Raw genomic sequence first — 17,607 nt, 5'->3', positions numbered from 1 at the left:
AATTACCGGAATGAATTAGATTTATAACACAGCTTAATACTGTAAATGGCATAACAAATAAGGTTTTACCAAAACTCCTTTTGCATATGAGAACAAGCTTTTTAGATATCCGCCAATTTTCGCCTGTACTTTCAGAGAAGGGTACTGTAACAGTAGCACTTGCAGATGACCATGCGCTTATTAGAAATGGACTGGCAGGGCTAATTAATTCCTTTGATGGATACCGCGTTGTATTTCAGGCCGGTAATGGACAGGATTGTATTGATGCCCTTAAACCAGGCATTATACCAGATTTGGTTTTAATGGATATTAATATGCCTAAAAAGGATGGTTACGATACCACGCTTTGGTTTAAACAACATTACCCGGATATAAGGGTGCTGGCATTAAGTATGTACGATAATGAGAATGCCATCATACGTATGTTGAAATGTGGTGCACGGGGTTATGTTTTAAAAGATGCGGAACCTGCTGATCTTAAACGTGCCATGGATGACATAATGCAGAAAGGTTTTTATTATTCTGATTTGGTTACGGGCCATCTGATACATACAATGCAAAAATTAGAGTTAGGCCCGGAAAATAAAGCCAGTATAAACTTAAGCGATAGGGAAACACATTTTCTACAGCTAATTTGTTCTGAATTTACCTATAAGGAAATTGCCGATAAAATGTTTGTAAGCCCAAGAACTGTGGATGGCTATAGGGACGCACTTTTTGAAAAACTTCAAATTAAAACAAGGGTTGGCTTGGTTATTTATGCTATTAAAAACAATATTGTAGACCTTAATAAAAAGGAATAATCCTGCACGCCTTGTTGGTATGCCATTGAAATTTGGGGGGTTAAGTCTGCATTAGATTTCGATATTAGAAATTTTGTTAATTCCCTACAAAAATGGTAGAGTATTATAAGTTTGCTTATTATCTTTGCCGCATGACATTTGAAGAAATTGAAGAAAAGATTAATGGCTATAAAGAACGTGGTTTACAATTATTCACCACTTCGTCTTTTCAAACGCATAGTATTGTTTTACTACATATACTTAGCCGCATCGATAAATCTATCCCGGTTTATTTTATTCATACAGGATACCATTTCCCGGAAACCTTACAGTTTAGAGACCAGATTACAGATTTACTGGGACTTAATTTAAAAAACGTATTTTCTACCACCGCCAAAATCAATCAACGGGATGCTTCGGGCAAACTATTATATGCCAGCGATCCTGATTATTGTTGCTATCTAAATAAAGTAGCCCCATTAGAACCCATTTTGGCTGAACATGATATTTGGATCAATGGTGTAAGGGCCGATCAGGGTGAGGTGCGCAAAAATTTTAAAGTAGAAGAAAAAGCCAAATTTGGCGTTACCCGTTACCATCCGATGCTAGACTGGAATGGAAAAATGATTTACGAATACCTTAACGAATATAATATTCCCCGCCACCCCTTAGAGGAGAAAGGGTATTTTAGCATTGGCTGCGAACCTTGTACACGTAAATTTGATTTGGAAATGGACAGCCGCAATGGCCGTTGGTTTGGTTTAAAAAAGACCGAATGCGGTTTAAATACCGAATTGGTAACCAAATAAATAAAATTCATTTGCAGTATCTATAAACTTTACTGCACCTTTTAACCACCTAACAGAATTATTACTGCATGCGTATTCTTATAACCGGCGGAGCCGGATACATTGGATCAGAATTGGTGTATAGCCTGGCACAATTACCAGAAGTAACCAATATTACCATTTACGATAACCTAAGCCGTGGCAACTACAATGTATTTTTGGGCCGCAAAATTGAAGGCACCAAAGTACAATTTGTACATGGCGAAATATTAGATTCCCGCAAATTAAGAACTGTATTAAAAAATATAGATATTGTTTTTCATCTGGCTGCAAAAGTTACTACGCCTTTTGCTAATCTAGACGGGCATGTGTTTGAGCAAATTAACCATTGGGGCACTGCAGAGCTTATTTATGCACTGGAAGAAAACCCCGTAAAACAGTTAATTTTCTTAAGCAGTTCCGCCGTTTATGGCAATACCAGCCAACCTGCTACCGAAGAAACCGCCACCAACCCTGATAGTTTTTATTCCATTTCAAAATACAGGGCAGAGCAGCATATACTGCGCTTATTTAACAAGACAAATGCGCTAATTGTAAGGTTAGGAAATGTATACGGATATAGCAAAAGCATGCGTTTCGATGCGGCTATAAACAGGCTCATGTTCGATGCGCATTATACAGGTCGCATTACCATTAATGGCACCGGCATGCAGCAACGTTCATTTATACATATCAATAAAGTAACCAATATACTTACCCAATTATTGCATAAACAAGTGCCAAGCGGCGTGTATAATTTAAGCGATAAAAACTTAAGCATTCTTGAAATTAGTGAAGCACTTAGCACAGTGTACCCGGGGGTAGAATCCTTCTTTATTAATCAAAACTATGCGGGACATAATTTGCAAATAGAACGCGATGCAAAAATATTGCAGTATGTTTCTTTGCCCGAAAGCAATTTAGAACATGAGTTAAGGGCATTTAAAGAGCAGTTCTCATTCTATATGTCAGCAGCAGGCGATGCATTTGTAATTTAAAGTATTGGCCAGTCCAAAGAACAGGTATTTAGCATCCTTGCGTCGCACTCTTGTACGGCAGATACATTACTCAGCAAAACACATAAAAAAGCGCCTTTACAATATAAAGGCGCTTTTATTTTTATTGTCACACAATACCTGTTGCCAAAAGTTATGCCGATGAAGTGATTGCGACGCAAGGAACGATGCCATCACTTTCTGCAGCCGGTATTATAATTTTAACCCGGCCATATATTTAGCATCGGCCTGTGAGCTTAATAATTGGGTGGTATTGGTAAATTTTTCCTGTTCTACAATATAATATTCCATACCACATTTTTTGGCAGTATTTAGCAAAGATGGGTAATCGATAGATCCTTCGCCTAAAATGCAGGAAGCTTCGCCTTCACCTGCTGCGGCGCCCTTTTCCCTGTCTTTTACATGGCATAACCTGAAACGGTTTTTATACTGTTGCAGATATTTAACCGGATCGGCACCGCCGGTAATAACCCAGTAAATATCCATTTCAAAATCCACTGTATCGGGGTTGGTATTATCCATCATCACATTTTGTGGCATTTGCCCTTCCAGTTGCTGAAATGAGTAGCCATGGTTGTGGTAGGCAAAACGGATACCATTCTTTTTACAAATCTCGCCTTTAGCATTAAACTCATCGGCTATTTTTTTAAAATCGCCAATGGTTTTTTGCGGGCCTTTGTAAGGGCAAATCAGGTATTTCATTCCTATGGCTGCAGCATCAGCGGCTTTCTTTTCAAAGTCTGCCCCAATATTGCAATGCGATGAAATAATTTTCATACCCAAATCGTCCATATATTTCTTAAAATCTGCAGGGCTCATTCCCCAAAACATACCGTGGGCACCTTCAAAGCTTTCTATTTGGTTATAACCATAGCTGGCTATTTTTTGCAAAGTGCCTTTGGCATCTTTTGCCATATCTTCTTTCACCGTCCACAATTGCAAGCCATAGTTTTTTAATGCATTGCTATTAGCTGCAAATAACTGTTTATTGGCAAGCAATGCGCCAGCAGCAAACATGCCGGATGTTTGCAGAAATTTTCTTCTGTCGTAAGACATTCTTTTACTTTTTACTTTTTAAAAAATCAGTAATCTAAAGCCAATGCACTAACACAACAACACAACACAGTAGGTTAGTGTAATGAATGCTAGGTAGCCCAGGCTTTATCACCTTTTTTATATGGTATACAACCTTCATATCTGCCTGGAATTGCTACATAACGCAATGCTTTTGTTGCACCAGGTTCAGAGGTAAAGAAGCCCATTAAAGTAAGCTGTTTTATCAAAGAAAAATAATGCGTTGGATCATCTTCTTTTTTGCTTTTCTGATAATCTTTGGCTTCTTTGTCTAAAGCCACCAGAAATTCGTGACGCTGTTCGGGCGTACATTCCATAAAAGATTTTCCGTTTTTGGTATTGCAGGCTTCATCTAATTTGGCCATGCCTTCCATGAAGATTTTTTGGTCTTTTTCTTCATAGCAATCTTTTACATATACGGCCATAAACTCACCCACTTTTGCTTCTTTAGCACCTGGTGTGTTGGTAGCAGGTAAAATGGTTTCTGCTATTTCATTTAAATAGGCCGTATCGTCTGGCGTAAAGTTGAGGCTGGCGCCATATTTGGTAGCTGTTTTACAACCACTCAAAAATGCCTCTGCCCCAATAACGGTGCCGCCGAATATAAGCGCCACGCGGCTTAAAGCATCTCTCCTGTTCATAATTACTGGTTTTATATTGTAAAAAATTAAGTACGCTTTTTTATTAACCTGCTTAATAAACCTTCAACAATAAAACTACTGTTTTTGATTTTATTTCTGGCTAAAGATTTCCTTTCTTTAATTCATCTACTGCATGGTTGGCGGCCCTTGCCGTTAATGCCATATAAGTAATAGATGGATTTTGACAGGCACTTGATGCCATACAAGCCCCATCAGTGATAAAGACATTTTTTACATCATGCATTTGGTTATTACCATCCAGTACAGATGTTTTGGGATCTTTACCCATTCGGGCTGTTCCCATTTCATGGATACAAAAACCGGGAGCCGGAGCACTGTCGTATGTGCCAATATTTTTCAGGCCTGCTTTTTCAAGCATTTCGGCTGCACTGTTCATCATATCTTTCCGCATGGCTTTTTCATTTTCCTTAAATTCGCAATCAATATCGAGTGTAGGTAAACCCCATTTGTCTTTTTTGTCCTTATTCAGAGTTACTTTATTGTCGTAATAAGGCAGATGTTCACCCCAGCTGCCAATACCAAAAGTCCATTTACCGGGTTCAGTTAAACTGTCTTTATAATCGCCACCAATACCCCCTTCGTGTATTTCTTCTATCCGGCTTCTTGAAGCACCGCCCTGATATCCAAAGCCACGTACATAATCCTTTTGCATAGTGGCATCATTAATATTTCTAAAGCGGGGAATATAAATGCCATTGGCTCTTCTCCCAAAAAAATAGCTATCTGCAAAATCATCTGTATCGCCATATGCACCAACGCCGTAGTGATGATCCATCAGGTTTCTTCCTACCTGACCACTGGTATTACCTAGGCCTTCGGGGAATACATCGGAAACAGAGTTAAGCAATATATGTGCAGTACCCAATGTAGATGCATTGAGAAATACAATTTTTGCAAAGTATTCTATGGTTTGCATGGTTTCGGAATCAATGATACGTACGCCTTTTGCTTTTTTGGTTTCTTTATCATAAATAATCTCCTGAACTACTGAAAATGGCCTCAGGGTCATATTTCCGGTTCTTGCTGCTGCGGGTAGTGTAGCGGAGTTGCTGCTAAAATAACCACCAAAAGGGCAACCCTCATGACATTTGTTTCTGTACTGGCAGGGGCCGCGGTCACCTACTTTAACGGTATGGTTGGCAGTACGACCAATAATCATGGTTCTGCCATCACTGAAATTTTTCTTTATCCTTTCTGCCACTTGCTTTTCAAGGCAGTTCATTTCCATGGGCGGCAAAAATTTACCATCGGGCAATTGGGGTAAATTTTCAAGGGATCCGCTTATGCCTACAAATGGTTCAACATAATCGTACCAGGGCGCAATATCCTTGTAACGAATTGGCCAGTCAACACCATGGCCATCTTTTGCATTGGCGCTAAAGTCTACATCGCTCCAGCGATAGCATTGACGGCCCCACATTAAACTTCTGCCACCTACATGATCGCCCCTTATCCAGTCGAATGGTTTTACCTGATTGTAAGCGTGCTCCAAATCGTTTACAAAAAAGTGTTTTGATACTTCGTTATAGGCATAACATTTACTTTGAATTGGGCTGTTATTTATATCTGTCACCGTTTTTTCGCCATGATGTGTTAGTTCCCATGGTGCTTTTGTAGTATCGGTATAGTCTTTTATGTGTTCAACATATCTGCCACGCTCCAAAACCAGTGTTTTTAAACCTTTCTCGCAAAGCTCTTTGGCTGCCCAACCACCGCTAATGCCTGAACCTACCACTATGGCATCGAAAGTGTTTTGTGCTATTGCTTTGTTATTAATATTGAGCGTATCCCCTGCCATATTTTATTTGGTTTATTATGCTATATTCTTTAAACAATTATTAGTGCTGTATGTACATTTTATTTTGCTGCGTTGTGTTATGAACGTACAAGAGTGCGACGCAACAGTTGCTACATATGGGACCTACTGCCTGGACCATTAGCGTATTAAATATTTCCTTTTTTTAATTCTTCAAATGCATGGTTTACTGCCCGGGCAGTAAAAGCCATATAAGTTAATGATGGGTTTTGGTTGGCTGCGGATGTCATAAAAGCGCCGTCGGTTACAAATACATTTTGAGCATCCCAAACCTGGTTCCATTTGTTGAGTACGGAGGTTTTAGGATCGGCGCCCATTCGTGCGGTACCCATTTCATGTATACCATCTCCAATTTGATGACCTCCATCGTGTGTGGTTATATTTTTTACGCCTGCAGCTTCTAACATAGCTTTGCCTTCGGCCAAAATATCTACCCTCATTTTCTTTTCATTGTCTTTTATTTCCGCATCCATAGCCAGTACGGGTAAACCCCATTTGTCTTTACGGTTAGGATCGAGTGTAATTTTATTGTCGTGATATGGTAGAATTTCGCCAAAGCCGCCCATGCCTATACGCCAGTGACCAGGTTCTGTTAGTGCATCTTTGAATTTGTTGCCAATACTTAATTCTGCCACATCGCGGCTCCAGCCACTGCGGCTGGCGCTTCCCTGGTAGCCAAAACCACGGAGGTAATCTCTTTTATCGCCAAACAAATTGGAAAAGCGGGGAATATAAAACCCGTTAGCACGGCGGCCATAATAATATTTGTCTTCAAAGCCATCTACATCTCCGCTAATACCGAGGTTGTAGTGATGATCCATTATATTACGCCCCAGCTCGCCTGAACTGCTACCCAACCCTTCGGGCCAAATATCGGTGGCAGAGTTCATTAATACCCATGCACTGTTTAAGGCAGATGCATTTAGGAATACAATTTTTGAATAGAACTCGATGGTTGTATTTGTTTCTGCATCTACAATTTCAACGCCGGTGGCTTTACGGGTATCTTTATTGTAAAGTACGCGTTTTACAATACTCCAAGGCCTTACGGTTAAATTGCCTGTTTTTAGTGCGGCAGGCAAGGTAGACGATTGTGTGCTGAAGTAACCGCCAAACATACAACCTTCCCAGCAGCGGTTACGAAACTGACATTGATCCCTGTCTGCATGCGGAGCAGTAATATGTGCAGCACGACCAATGATAAGATGACGCTGGCCTTTGTAAAAATCTTTTAACCTGGATGCAACATCTTTTTCTACACAGTTCAATTCCATTGGTGGCAGAAACTGACCATCAGGTAATTGTGGTAACCCTTCCAGCGAGCCACTAATACCGGCAAATTTTTCTACATGATCGTACCAGGGGGCAATTTCTTTATAACGTACCGGCCAATCTATTGCCCAGCCGTCTTTTGCATTGGCTTCAAAATCAAAATCGCTCCAGCGATAGCTTTGCCTGCCCCATAAAATAGAACGGCCACCTAATTGATAGGCACGCCACCATTTAAAGGGTTTTATTTCTGTATAGGGTGCTTCGGTATCTTTTACCCAGGAATCCATAATGCCTTCGGATTTACCCCAGGTACGTGCTATTACGGGACGTTCTTTTAATTGCGCCTGTGTAGCGGTACCGCGATGATCCATTTGCCAGGGATCTTTTGAAGCAGAGGTATAGTCTTTTATATGTTCGTAATTACGGCCACGTTCGAGCATTAAAACTTTAAAACCTTTTTCGCAGAGTTCTTTAGCAGCCCAGCCACCGCTAATGCCAGAGCCTACTACAATAGCATCGTAGGTATTTTGTGCAACTGCCTTATTGTTAACATTTAATGAATCGGCCGGCATACAGGTATTTTTATTTGATTATAGTATGTTGTTTTTATTTTTATGCCAAGTAAAGAGCCAGGTTTACAAGAGTGCGACGCAAGGATGTTAAATGCATTGCTGTTGCCCGGCTAATACTATTCTAAATATTTCCTTTTTTTAATTCTTCTACAGCATGGTTGGCTGCCCTTGCGGTGAATGCCATAAATGTTAAAGATGGGTTTTGTGTGCTGGTTGATACCATAGCAGCACCATCAGTTACAAATACGTTGTTACAATTGTGAAAAGCATTCCACTTGTTTAGCAGGGATGTTTTGGGGTCTTTACCCATACGAACACCGCCCATTTCGTGTATATCTAAACCCGGTGCCTGTTTGCTATCGTTGGTTTGAATATTTTTACAACCCACTTTAGTTAGCATTTCCTGGCCTTGTTCTAAAAAATCTTTTAATATTTTTTCGTCATTATCATCGTAACCAACGGAAGTAATTAATTGCGGGATGCCCCATTCGTCCTTATGATCAGTACTTAGCCTTACATGGTTGGTTTCTTTTGGAATGGTTTCGCCCTGCATCATCATATAAACTGTCCATCCACCGGCTTCGGATAATGCATCTTTATAGGCTGCGCCAATGTCGTCTTTATTGCTACCATCGCCCCTGTAACGGCCGGCACTATAATGCATCATATATCCACGCAAAAAGTCCATTTCCTGTTTTTTTACATTGCGGAAATTGGGTAGCATGGCACCTGTAGGTTTTCGGGTATAATAGTATTGATCTAAATAGCCTTCGTAATCTGCACTCATGGTGCCACGATAATTATGGAAAGCTACATATTTACCGAGTAAGCCATTATCGTTACCAAAACCATTGGGGAAACGATTGGAAGTTGAGTTTAAAAGAATAAGGTTTGAGTTTAAACAGGCTGCATTTACAAAAATTATTTTTGCAAAATACTCTGTGGCTTCTTTAGTATGCGCATCAATTACCCTTACGCCAACAGCTTTGCCTTTTTGCTCATCGTAAATTAAGGAATGTACAACGCTATCGGGCCTAAGGGTTAGATTGCCTGTTTTAGCTGCCCATGGCAAAGTAGACGCATTGGAGCTAAAGTATCCACCAAAGGGGCAACCTCTTTCGCATAGGGTTCTTGCCTGGCATTGGTTGCGCCCCTGATCTAAGTGAATTTGATTGGGCTTTGTTAGATGTGCGCAACGACCAATAATGGAACGCCTATCGGTATATAAAGAATTTATTTTATCCTGTATTTCTGTTTCTACGCAATTGAGTGGCCATGGTGGCAGAAATTCGCCATCGGGTAATGTATCGAGGCCATCTTTGTTGCCGCTGATGCCGGCAAACTTTTCTACATGGCTGTACCAGGGTGCTAATTCATCGTATGAGATGGGCCATTCTACGGCAAAGCCATCGCGGCCGGGGCCTTCAAAATCGTATTTACTCCAACGCTGGGTTGCCCTTGCCCATAAAAGTGATTTACCTCCTACCTGATATCCCCGTATCCAATCGAATGGTTTTTCCTGTTGGTAGGGATGTTGTTGATCTTTTACAAAAAAGTGATCGGTGGCTTCGCTATAGGCATAGCACCTTGCTATTACCGGGTTTTCATCTGTAACGGCAACAGGCATCTGGGTACGATGTGGAAAGTCCCAGGGGTTTTTGGTAGCTGTTGGGTAATCTTTTAAATGCACTACATCTTTTCCTCGTTCCAGCACCAATGTTTTCAATCCTTTTTCACACAATTCTTTGGCTGCCCATCCACCACTGATGCCAGAGCCAATAACAATAGCATCGTAGGTATTTTTGGCCTTGCCACCTGCATTGATATTTACGTCTAATGAATCGCCTGGCATACTATTTAGCTTTTATTGTACAGCAATCTATTGTTTTATAAATTCATTTTTTTAAGCTCACTAACGGCATGATCTACGGCCCTGGCCGTTAAAGTCATATACAAAATGGAGGGGCTCTGATTACCTGTACTCGTCATACATGCCCCATCGGTTACAAACACATTCGGGCAACCATGTAATTGATTCCATTTATTTAGCAAGGATGTTTGGGGATCTTTGCCCATGCGGCATCCACCCATTTCATGTATATCTAAACCCGGAGCTTGCTTGGTATCAGCATGCTGAATATTTTTTACACCGGCTTTTGCCAGCATGGCTTCTGTTTGTGTAAAAAAATCTGCCAATAACCTGTCATCATTATCATCATATCCAACGGATGTGATTAGTAGTGGAATACCCCATTGATCTTTTTCAGTATCGCTAAGCCTAACGTGATTGGTTACTTTGGGTATTGTTTCGCCTTGTACATAAGCATATACATGCCAGGGGCCCGCTTCTGTCATGGCTTGTTTATAGGTGGCTCCAATTTGTTCGGGACAAACATTCCCATCTCCCCTTTCTCTATAAGCACCGGCAAATGTGGTAAACCCGCCAGCAAAATCTGCATCTTTTGTATGCAGGTTGCGGTAATTGGCAATAATGGCATCAGTTGGATTGCGGCCATAGGTATAGCCATCTTCAAACCCTTCTATACTGCCATTCATCCAGCCACGGTAATTATGAAAGCAAATGTATTTGCCCAGTAAACCACTGTCATTCCCCAAACCATTAGGAAACCTGGTAGAGGTAGAGTTTAATAAAATAAGGTTGCTGTTTAACGCAGAGGCATTTACAAAAATTACTTTGGCAAAAAAATCGGTGGCAACATGTGTAAGTGCATCAATCACCCTAACACCAACTGCTTTTTGTTTTTGATCGTCGTAAATAATAGAATGTACTACACTATGTGGCCTAATGGTGAGGTTACCTGTTTTGGCTGCCCAGGGCAATGTGGAGGAAACCGAACTAAAATATCCTCCAAACGGGCAGCCGCGCATACAAAGATTGCGGGCCTGACATTGGCCACGGCCCTGCTGTAAATGTATATCGTTGGGTTTTGTTAAATGTGCCCAACGTGCATGTACAAGGTGCCTTCCAAAAGAATCGAATAAGGTTTTCTTTAAATGCTGTTCTACACAGTTAAGATCAAATGGAGGTAAAAATTCTCCATCGGGCATGGCTTCTATACCATCTTTATTACCGCAAACGCCAATAAATTTTTCTACATAGCTATACCAGGGTGCTACATCGGCATAGCGTATGGGCCAGTCAAACCCATAGTTAAAACGTTGGGGACCGGTAAATTCAAAATCGCTCCACCGTTGGCAGGCTCTGCCCCAGGTTAATGATTTACCACCTACCTGATAACCCCTAATCCAGTCAAAAGGTTTTTCCTGAATATATGGGTGGTCTTTGTCCTGAATAAAAAAATGCTGGTTATCTTCCCCGTAGCCTGCTGCTTTTGTAATAAGCGGATTTGCCTGACGGGTAGCCTGGGTAATATTGCTGCGGTGTGGTAATTCCCATGGGGCCTTGGTGGCTGTGGGATAATCTTTTATATGTTCTACCTGGCGCCCCCTTTCAAGCACCAAAGTACTAAGCCCTTTTTCACAAAATTCTTTGGCGGCCCATCCACCGCTAATACCAGAGCCTATAACAATGGCATCGTAGGTGTTTTGTTTAACACCCTTGGTATTAATATGTACATTGGATGAATCGCCTGGCATATGGTAGCCTGAATGATCAGTATTTAATGGGAGAGATAAAATATTTGTTTACCAACAATTGATCTTTCATCAGCTTAACTTGTGTCACTCACTTATACGCTTTGTTCTTTGCTGAGCAGTGAGGCGAACGTAAAAGTGAGTGACACAAGAAAAGCCAAATGCTTAATAAAAAGCCCGGCCAATAGTTATATTAGATATTTTGTTTTTTTAGTTCTTCAACTGCATGATTTGCTGCACGTGCGGTAAAAGCCATATAAGTTAAAGATGGATTTTGGCAGGCAGCAGATGTCATAAACGAACCATCGGTTACAAATACATTTTTAGCATCCCACACCTGGTTAAATTTGTTAAGCACCGATGTTTTTGGATCGGCACCCATGCGGGCTGTACCCATTTCGTGAATACCACGACCCAGGTATGGATTGGTATCTCTGCCGGTAACATTTTTTACACCCATTGCTTCCAGCATTTCAATACCATCGTTCAACATATCCTTACGCATTTTCAACTCGTTTTCCTTCAGTTCTGCGTCGAAGGCAAGGACGTTTAAACCCCATTTATCTTTTTTGGTTTTATCCAGATATATTTTGTTTTCGTGGTATGGTAATGTTTCACCAAAACCACCCATACCAAAAGTCCATGAACCAGGTTCGGTAAGAGCTTCTTTATAATCTGCACCAATGCTGTATTCTGCAACATCGCGGTTCCAACCCTGACGACTGGCGCCACCCTGGTAACCAAAGCCACGCAGGTAATCGCGTTTATCGCCAAAGAAATTACGGTAGCGTGGAATATAAATACCATTGGCACGGCGGCCAAAATAGTATTTGTCTTCGTAACCTTCTACCGTACCACTTACGCCAACATTCAGGTGATGGTCCATAACATTATGGCCCAGTTCTCCACTGCTGCTGCCTAAACCATCAGGCCAGATATCGGTGGCTGAGTTCATCAATATCCAGGTAGAGTTAAATGTGGAAGCGTTTAGAAATACAATTTTTGCCTTGTATTGGTAGGTTTGATTTGTTTGGGCATCCAGCACTTCAACACCCGTAGCTTTTTGGGTGTCTTTATCATACAATATTTTTGTAACAATACTAAACGGTCTAACTGTTAGGTTACCTGTTTTTTGAGCTGCAGGTAAAGTAGCAGATTGCGTACTAAAATAACCACCAAACGGGCAACCCAACCAGCATTTATTTCTAAACTGGCATTGCTGCCTGTCAAGATGTGGTGCTGTTACGTGGGCCGTACGGCCAATAATCATTTTACGAATGCCTTTGTATTGTTCTTTTAAACGGGCTGCTACATCTTTTTCCACACAGTTCATATCCATTGGCGGCAAAAAGTTACCATCAGGTAACTCGGGCAAACCTTCTTTAGATCCGCTAATACCAGCAAAACTTTCTACATAATCGTACCATTTTGCCAGTTCGTTATAACGTACCGGCCAGTCAATGGCAATACCGTCTTTAGCGTTTTCTTCAAAATACATATCGCTTAAGCGGTAGCTTTGACGACCCCATAAAAGGGAACGGCCGCCCACATGGTAACCACGAAACCAATCGAAGCGTTTTACTTCTGTATAAGGGGAATCTTTATCGCTGGCCCACCATTTAAGGTTTATTTCATTTAATGGATAATCTCTTTTTAGAACAGGATAATCATTAATCATTTGCTGTGTTCTTCTGCCACGGTGGGTATAATCCCAGGCTTCCTTATTTGCTTCGGGGTAATCTTTAATATGTACAATATCTTCACCCCTTTCCAGCATAATAGTTTTTAAGCCTTTTTCGCAAAGTTCTTTAGCGGCCCAACCTCCGCTGATACCTGAACCAACTACGATTGCGTCGTACACATTTTCTGCCATGATAATTATTTTGGTATATTAATAATAATTGAAAACGAATAAAAGCCAGCGGTGTAATTTAATTATATACGCCTATAAGTGTTAACAGCCAATTGTTAAATTTCCATTTAAATGTTGTAGTGAACTATACATCACAAATCATAATTGCTTTTTTAAGCGAGGCTACTTTATCAGCTGCTGCGGGAATAAATTCCTGTGCTACATAGCCCTTATAGCCTGTTTCTACAATAGCTTTCATTATAGCAGGATAATATAATTCCTGGGTTTCATCTATTTCGTGCCTGCCTGGTACGCCACCTGTATGGTAATGCCCAATGTATTGTACATTTTCTTTGATAGTTCTGATAACATCTCCTTCATCAATTTGCATATGGTAAATATCATATAGCAATTTAAAATTAGGGCTGCCCAATCTTTTACATAATTCTACTCCCCAATTTGTTTTATCGCACATATAATCTTTATGATCCACTTTGCTATTCAGCAACTCCATATGAACGGTTAGGCCAGCTTTCTCTGCTGCAGGCATAATTTTTTGTAAGCCTTGCACACAGTTTTTCAATCCTGTTTCATCATCCATACCATTACGGTTTCCGCTAAAGCAAATAACATCTTTATAACCGGCTTTTACCATCAAAGGAAACACTTCCAAATAGTCTTTTACCAATTGGTCGTGATTAGCAGGATTATTAAATCCGTTAACCAAACTTACATTGCCGCCAACATAACACATTGAACTATAAATGCCATATTTCTGAAGTGTTGGCCAGTCTTTTGGGCCCATTAAATCTATAGCGTTAAAACCAATTTCTTTTACAATTTTACAAAGTTCTTCAACTGATAGAAAACCGTATGTCCATTGACATACAGAATGATTAATATTTCCTTTCAATGTAGTATTTGTTTGTGGATCACCTTTAAATGAAGAAAGTAAAGGAGTTGCACCAAGTGCAACAGAACCAGTTAAAATAGATTTGATAGCGTTTCTTCTATCTTTATTGTCTGCCATAGTTTTAATTGTATTTAAAATGATAATATTAAGCTGCAGATAATGTTTCTTTTTTCTTACCGCGCATATAAACAAATAGTAAGGCAAAAACAACAGTAAGTACAATCGGAATAATTAGTGTAAAGTTAATAATTTCAGGACCGGCTGCCTTTTTGGCTTCTGAAAGCAAATTGGCCATTTCGCTTCCGGGTGCAGCGCTATTATAATCCAGCATACTGGCGCCTTGTGGTAGCTTTGCTGCAATTAATTCATCATAACGGCTACCCATAATAATGGTATAAACTGAAACCGCAAACATACCTGCACCGCCCATCAGATTCATACCTACAGCACCTGTTTTCGGCAAATTTTCTGAAACAAAACCCAGCATGGTTGGCCAAAAATAGCAAACACCCATACCAAATATCAGTGCACCTACAAAAAGCATATTGCCCGATGAATGCCCTAATAAATAAAGGCCTGCTGCCGCCAAAATTGAGGAAATTAACAAAACACCTGTTGGTGATAAACGATGTACTACCGGACCAGCAAATGCACGGCCAATTACCATTACACCTGTTTCCAATGTTAGTAGTAAGATAGCATTATCGGTTACATTTTTTAATAAAACATCAATCCATTGTCCGGTAAATAATTCAGTAATAGCAGTACCAAACATTAAAATAATCATTAAGGCAAAAAGCGGATTGAACAATGCCTTATACATGTCAATAGAAGATACACCACTGGCCACACGCTCAGTTGGAGGGAAGGAAAGCTTGCTAAACAAATAACCATAAATTACTGTAGGTATTAGCATCATTCCAACCTGTATTTGCCAGCCAATACCAAATTTATCAAACAAAAATACCAATAAGGTACCAATTACAATACCACCAGGAAACCATAAGTGAAAGTGGTTAAGTTTGGTGGTTTTATTATCTGCATGTATGGTAGCCACTAATGGGTTACAGGCAGCTTCTACAGTACCGTTTGCAATACCAATTAATAAGGTTGAAATAAACAGGCTCCAATAACCACCTGCAAAAATGGTTAACAAAATACCTGCAAGGTGAAATACAAAAGCAGCCACCAATAGTTTTTTCATTCCAATAATATCAACTACAAAGCCACCAATAATTACGGCAAGTGGAAAACCCCAAAATGCAGTTGCGGCAATTGTACCCAATTGCTGGGCGTTTAATTCAAACTCAACACCTAATCTCCCTAAAATACCTGCTCTTATTCCAAATGATAATGAGGTAACCAACAGTGATAAGCAACTTGCTACAAATAGTTTGTTTTTTTGGATGGCTGACATAAACGTTAATTTGGTTTTGTTTTAAAAAAATTTCAATCAATTTACCCTTATTCCAATTACTAATGTGTTAAATATACACAATGGAAAACTCGTTTTTATTTCTCTTTATTTGCAAGGCATCATAAAAAAATAATGCCCAATAAATTAATGGTCAAACTTCCTGAATGACAGACAATTTTAAACCACTCCATTGGCTACAACCTTTATCTGCATTGGTTTTAGCATTATAACTTTATCCAACTAAAACAATTGTAAAACTGACAATAAAAATACTGAATGTAACTTTATTTTGTATCAGATATAACAGCATAATCGTTAGAAAAAATAAATATAAGATGCTAAATGTAATTTTTTTTACTTTTAGTTGAGTAAACCTTCAAAATATTTTTTAAAAATGAACAGAAAACTTAGAATGGGTATGGTAGGTGGAGGCAAAGATGCTTTCATTGGAGCCATTCACCGTATTGCTGCCAACATGGATGGTCTTATAGAACTTAGCTGCGGGGCACTTAGCATTAACCCCGATGTTGCAAAAGAATCAGGCAAAATGTTATTCCTGCCCGAAGACCGTACCTACCTCACTTTTGAGGAAATGATTACCAAAGAAAGTCAGCTGCCGGCTGATAAGCGCATAGATTTTGTAACCATTGTTACCCCCAATTTTGCGCATTTTGCACCAGCAATGATGGCACTGGACAATGGGTTTAATGTAGTTATTGAAAAACCTATTGCATTTACATTAGACGAAGCTTTACAACTAAAACAAAAAGTAGCCGAAACTGGTCTTACACTTTGCCTTACACATACTTATTCCGGTTATCCAATGGTAAAACAGGCAAGGGCAATGTTTGCTGATGGTGTATTTGGTAAAATAAGAAAAGTATGGGTAGAATATCCGCAAGGCTGGCTAAGCAAATTATCAGAACGCGAAGGTAATGCCCAGGCCGCCTGGAGAACAGACCCCAAGAAAAGCGGTAAAAGTGGTTGCATGGGCGATATTGGTACCCATGCCGCTCATTTGGCAGAATATATTACCGGCTTAAAAATCACCCAGCTTTGTGCCGACTTAAGCATACTGGTTGATGGCCGTGCCCTTGATGATGATGGCAACGTACTTTTAAAATTTGAAAATGGCGCAGCTGGTTGCCTGATGGCTTCGCAGGTGGCAGCAGGGGAAGAAAATGCCCTAAAAATTCGTGTGTATGGCGAAAAAGGCGGTGTAGAATGGGCGCAGCACGAACCCAACACCTTATTGGTAAAATGGCTGGATGCCCCTACACAAATATTAAGGGCAGGTGGCAATTATGGCGACCGCCTTTCAACTTATGCTACTCATAACTGCCGCACTCCGGGCGGACATCCCGAAGGGTATCTGGAAGCATTTGGTAATATCTACCGCAATTTTGCACTAACATTGGGCGCAAAAATTTCGGGCGAAACACCTACCAAAGAAATGCTGGACTTTCCGGGCGTTGAAGATGGAATAAGGGGCATGGCATTTATTGATAATGTAGTAACCTCTGCACAATCAACCGAAAAATGGACGGCACATATCGTTAACAATTAAGTAATAAAATACATTTCAATTGGCCCGGCAAATGGCCAGCACAGCAGCTTTACTTGCGTCGCACTCTTGTACTGTATAACCCATAGCAGCATGCAATGGTTATGCAATTTCTACCAGAGTAGTATATACACAACTTCCTGTACAATAGAGTTTAGAACGTACAAGAGTGCGACGCAACAGCAGCTTCAATAAAAGCACAAATGCCGGGTACATAAAAAATAG

Annotated in this window: 13 protein-coding genes; 4 read left to right on the top strand and 9 right to left on the bottom strand. The window is 40.2% G+C overall.

All coding sequences use genetic code 11. The annotated features are described in order from the left end of the window. Nucleotides 1–86: 86 nt before the first annotated feature. The 3 genes from GD597_RS11280 (at nucleotide 87) to GD597_RS11270 (ending at nucleotide 2,607) form a co-directional block, all read left to right on the top strand. Nucleotides 87–803, top strand: a complete 717-nt coding sequence (locus GD597_RS11280) for a response regulator transcription factor (protein ID WP_171607965.1) — start codon at nucleotides 87–89, stop codon at nucleotides 801–803. Between the two features lie 131 nt (nucleotides 804–934). Then, a complete protein-coding gene (locus tag GD597_RS11275; protein WP_171607964.1) occupies nucleotides 935–1,591 on the top strand; it encodes a phosphoadenylyl-sulfate reductase in 657 nt (218 codons plus the stop codon). A 68-nt stretch (nucleotides 1,592–1,659) separates the two neighbouring features. Then, complete coding sequence (locus GD597_RS11270; protein WP_171607963.1) at nucleotides 1,660–2,607, top strand: NAD-dependent epimerase/dehydratase family protein; 948 nt, start codon at nucleotides 1,660–1,662, stop codon at nucleotides 2,605–2,607. Between the two features lie 210 nt (nucleotides 2,608–2,817). On the opposite strand, the gene GD597_RS11265 is transcribed toward GD597_RS11270, so the two are convergent. From GD597_RS11265 to GD597_RS11225, 9 genes are all read right to left on the bottom strand, one after another. After that, nucleotides 2,818–3,681 carry a sugar phosphate isomerase/epimerase family protein gene (locus GD597_RS11265; RefSeq protein ID WP_171607962.1) on the bottom strand — a complete coding sequence of 288 codons (864 nt, stop codon included), beginning with the start codon at nucleotides 3,679–3,681 and terminating at the stop codon, nucleotides 2,818–2,820. A gap of 89 nt (nucleotides 3,682–3,770) precedes the next feature. Further along, nucleotides 3,771–4,340 (bottom strand): gluconate 2-dehydrogenase subunit 3 family protein, encoded by a 570-nt coding sequence (locus tag GD597_RS11260; RefSeq protein WP_171607961.1) that lies wholly within the window; start codon nucleotides 4,338–4,340, stop codon nucleotides 3,771–3,773. A gap of 100 nt (nucleotides 4,341–4,440) precedes the next feature. Further along, the gene (locus GD597_RS11255; RefSeq protein WP_171607960.1) at nucleotides 4,441–6,159 is read right to left on the bottom strand and encodes a GMC oxidoreductase; all 1,719 of its coding nucleotides are present in this window, start codon (nucleotides 6,157–6,159) and stop codon (nucleotides 4,441–4,443) included. 146 nt (nucleotides 6,160–6,305) lie between these two features. Beyond that, the gene (locus GD597_RS11250; RefSeq protein ID WP_171607959.1) at nucleotides 6,306–8,021 is read right to left on the bottom strand and encodes a GMC oxidoreductase; all 1,716 of its coding nucleotides are present in this window, start codon (nucleotides 8,019–8,021) and stop codon (nucleotides 6,306–6,308) included. Nucleotides 8,022–8,142: 121 nt separating this feature from the next. Then, on the bottom strand, nucleotides 8,143–9,873 hold the full coding sequence (locus tag GD597_RS11245; RefSeq protein ID WP_171607958.1) for a GMC oxidoreductase: 1,731 nt from the start codon (nucleotides 9,871–9,873) through the stop codon (nucleotides 8,143–8,145). Between the two features lie 35 nt (nucleotides 9,874–9,908). Then, nucleotides 9,909–11,639 carry a GMC oxidoreductase gene (locus GD597_RS11240; RefSeq protein ID WP_171607957.1) on the bottom strand — a complete coding sequence of 577 codons (1,731 nt, stop codon included), beginning with the start codon at nucleotides 11,637–11,639 and terminating at the stop codon, nucleotides 9,909–9,911. A gap of 190 nt (nucleotides 11,640–11,829) precedes the next feature. Beyond that, nucleotides 11,830–13,509 (bottom strand): GMC oxidoreductase, encoded by a 1,680-nt coding sequence (locus GD597_RS11235; RefSeq protein ID WP_171607956.1) that lies wholly within the window; start codon nucleotides 13,507–13,509, stop codon nucleotides 11,830–11,832. Between the two features lie 124 nt (nucleotides 13,510–13,633). After that, nucleotides 13,634–14,518 carry a hydroxypyruvate isomerase family protein gene (locus GD597_RS11230; protein ID WP_171607955.1) on the bottom strand — a complete coding sequence of 295 codons (885 nt, stop codon included), beginning with the start codon at nucleotides 14,516–14,518 and terminating at the stop codon, nucleotides 13,634–13,636. Nucleotides 14,519–14,546: 28 nt separating this feature from the next. Beyond that, on the bottom strand, nucleotides 14,547–15,818 hold the full coding sequence (locus GD597_RS11225; protein WP_171607954.1) for an MFS transporter: 1,272 nt from the start codon (nucleotides 15,816–15,818) through the stop codon (nucleotides 14,547–14,549). Between the two features lie 394 nt (nucleotides 15,819–16,212). Here GD597_RS11225 and GD597_RS11220 point away from each other — a divergent pair, with 394 nt between their 5' ends. Next, nucleotides 16,213–17,385, top strand: coding sequence for a Gfo/Idh/MocA family protein (locus GD597_RS11220; RefSeq protein WP_171607953.1), 1,173 nt, complete (start codon nucleotides 16,213–16,215; stop codon nucleotides 17,383–17,385). The last annotated feature ends 222 nt before the right edge of the window (nucleotides 17,386–17,607 follow it).

This window comes from Limnovirga soli, assembly GCF_013106755.1.
Classification (GTDB): Bacteria; Bacteroidota; Bacteroidia; order Chitinophagales; family Chitinophagaceae; genus Limnovirga; species Limnovirga soli.
Note: the sequence above shows the minus strand (reverse complement) of the source record. Positions and strands in the feature narration are given on the sequence as shown.

Bases quoted from the DNA above. Each gene is read 5' to 3' on its own strand.
- GD597_RS11280 (WP_171607965.1), top strand. From the start codon at position 87: ATGAGAACAAGCTTTTTAGATATCCGCCAATTTTCGCCTGTACTTTCA.
- GD597_RS11275 (WP_171607964.1), top strand. From the start codon at position 935: ATGACATTTGAAGAAATTGAAGAAAAGATTAATGGCTATAAAGAACGT.
- GD597_RS11270 (WP_171607963.1), top strand. From the start codon at position 1,660: ATGCGTATTCTTATAACCGGCGGAGCCGGATACATTGGATCAGAATTG.
- GD597_RS11265 (WP_171607962.1), bottom strand. From the start codon at position 3,681: ATGTCTTACGACAGAAGAAAATTTCTGCAAACATCCGGCATGTTTGCT.
- GD597_RS11260 (WP_171607961.1), bottom strand. From the start codon at position 4,340: ATGAACAGGAGAGATGCTTTAAGCCGCGTGGCGCTTATATTCGGCGGC.
- GD597_RS11255 (WP_171607960.1), bottom strand. From the start codon at position 6,159: ATGGCAGGGGATACGCTCAATATTAATAACAAAGCAATAGCACAAAAC.
- GD597_RS11250 (WP_171607959.1), bottom strand. From the start codon at position 8,021: ATGCCGGCCGATTCATTAAATGTTAACAATAAGGCAGTTGCACAAAAT.
- GD597_RS11245 (WP_171607958.1), bottom strand. From the start codon at position 9,873: ATGCCAGGCGATTCATTAGACGTAAATATCAATGCAGGTGGCAAGGCC.
- GD597_RS11240 (WP_171607957.1), bottom strand. From the start codon at position 11,639: ATGCCAGGCGATTCATCCAATGTACATATTAATACCAAGGGTGTTAAA.
- GD597_RS11235 (WP_171607956.1), bottom strand. From the start codon at position 13,509: ATGGCAGAAAATGTGTACGACGCAATCGTAGTTGGTTCAGGTATCAGC.
- GD597_RS11230 (WP_171607955.1), bottom strand. From the start codon at position 14,518: ATGGCAGACAATAAAGATAGAAGAAACGCTATCAAATCTATTTTAACT.
- GD597_RS11225 (WP_171607954.1), bottom strand. From the start codon at position 15,818: ATGTCAGCCATCCAAAAAAACAAACTATTTGTAGCAAGTTGCTTATCA.
- GD597_RS11220 (WP_171607953.1), top strand. From the start codon at position 16,213: ATGAACAGAAAACTTAGAATGGGTATGGTAGGTGGAGGCAAAGATGCT.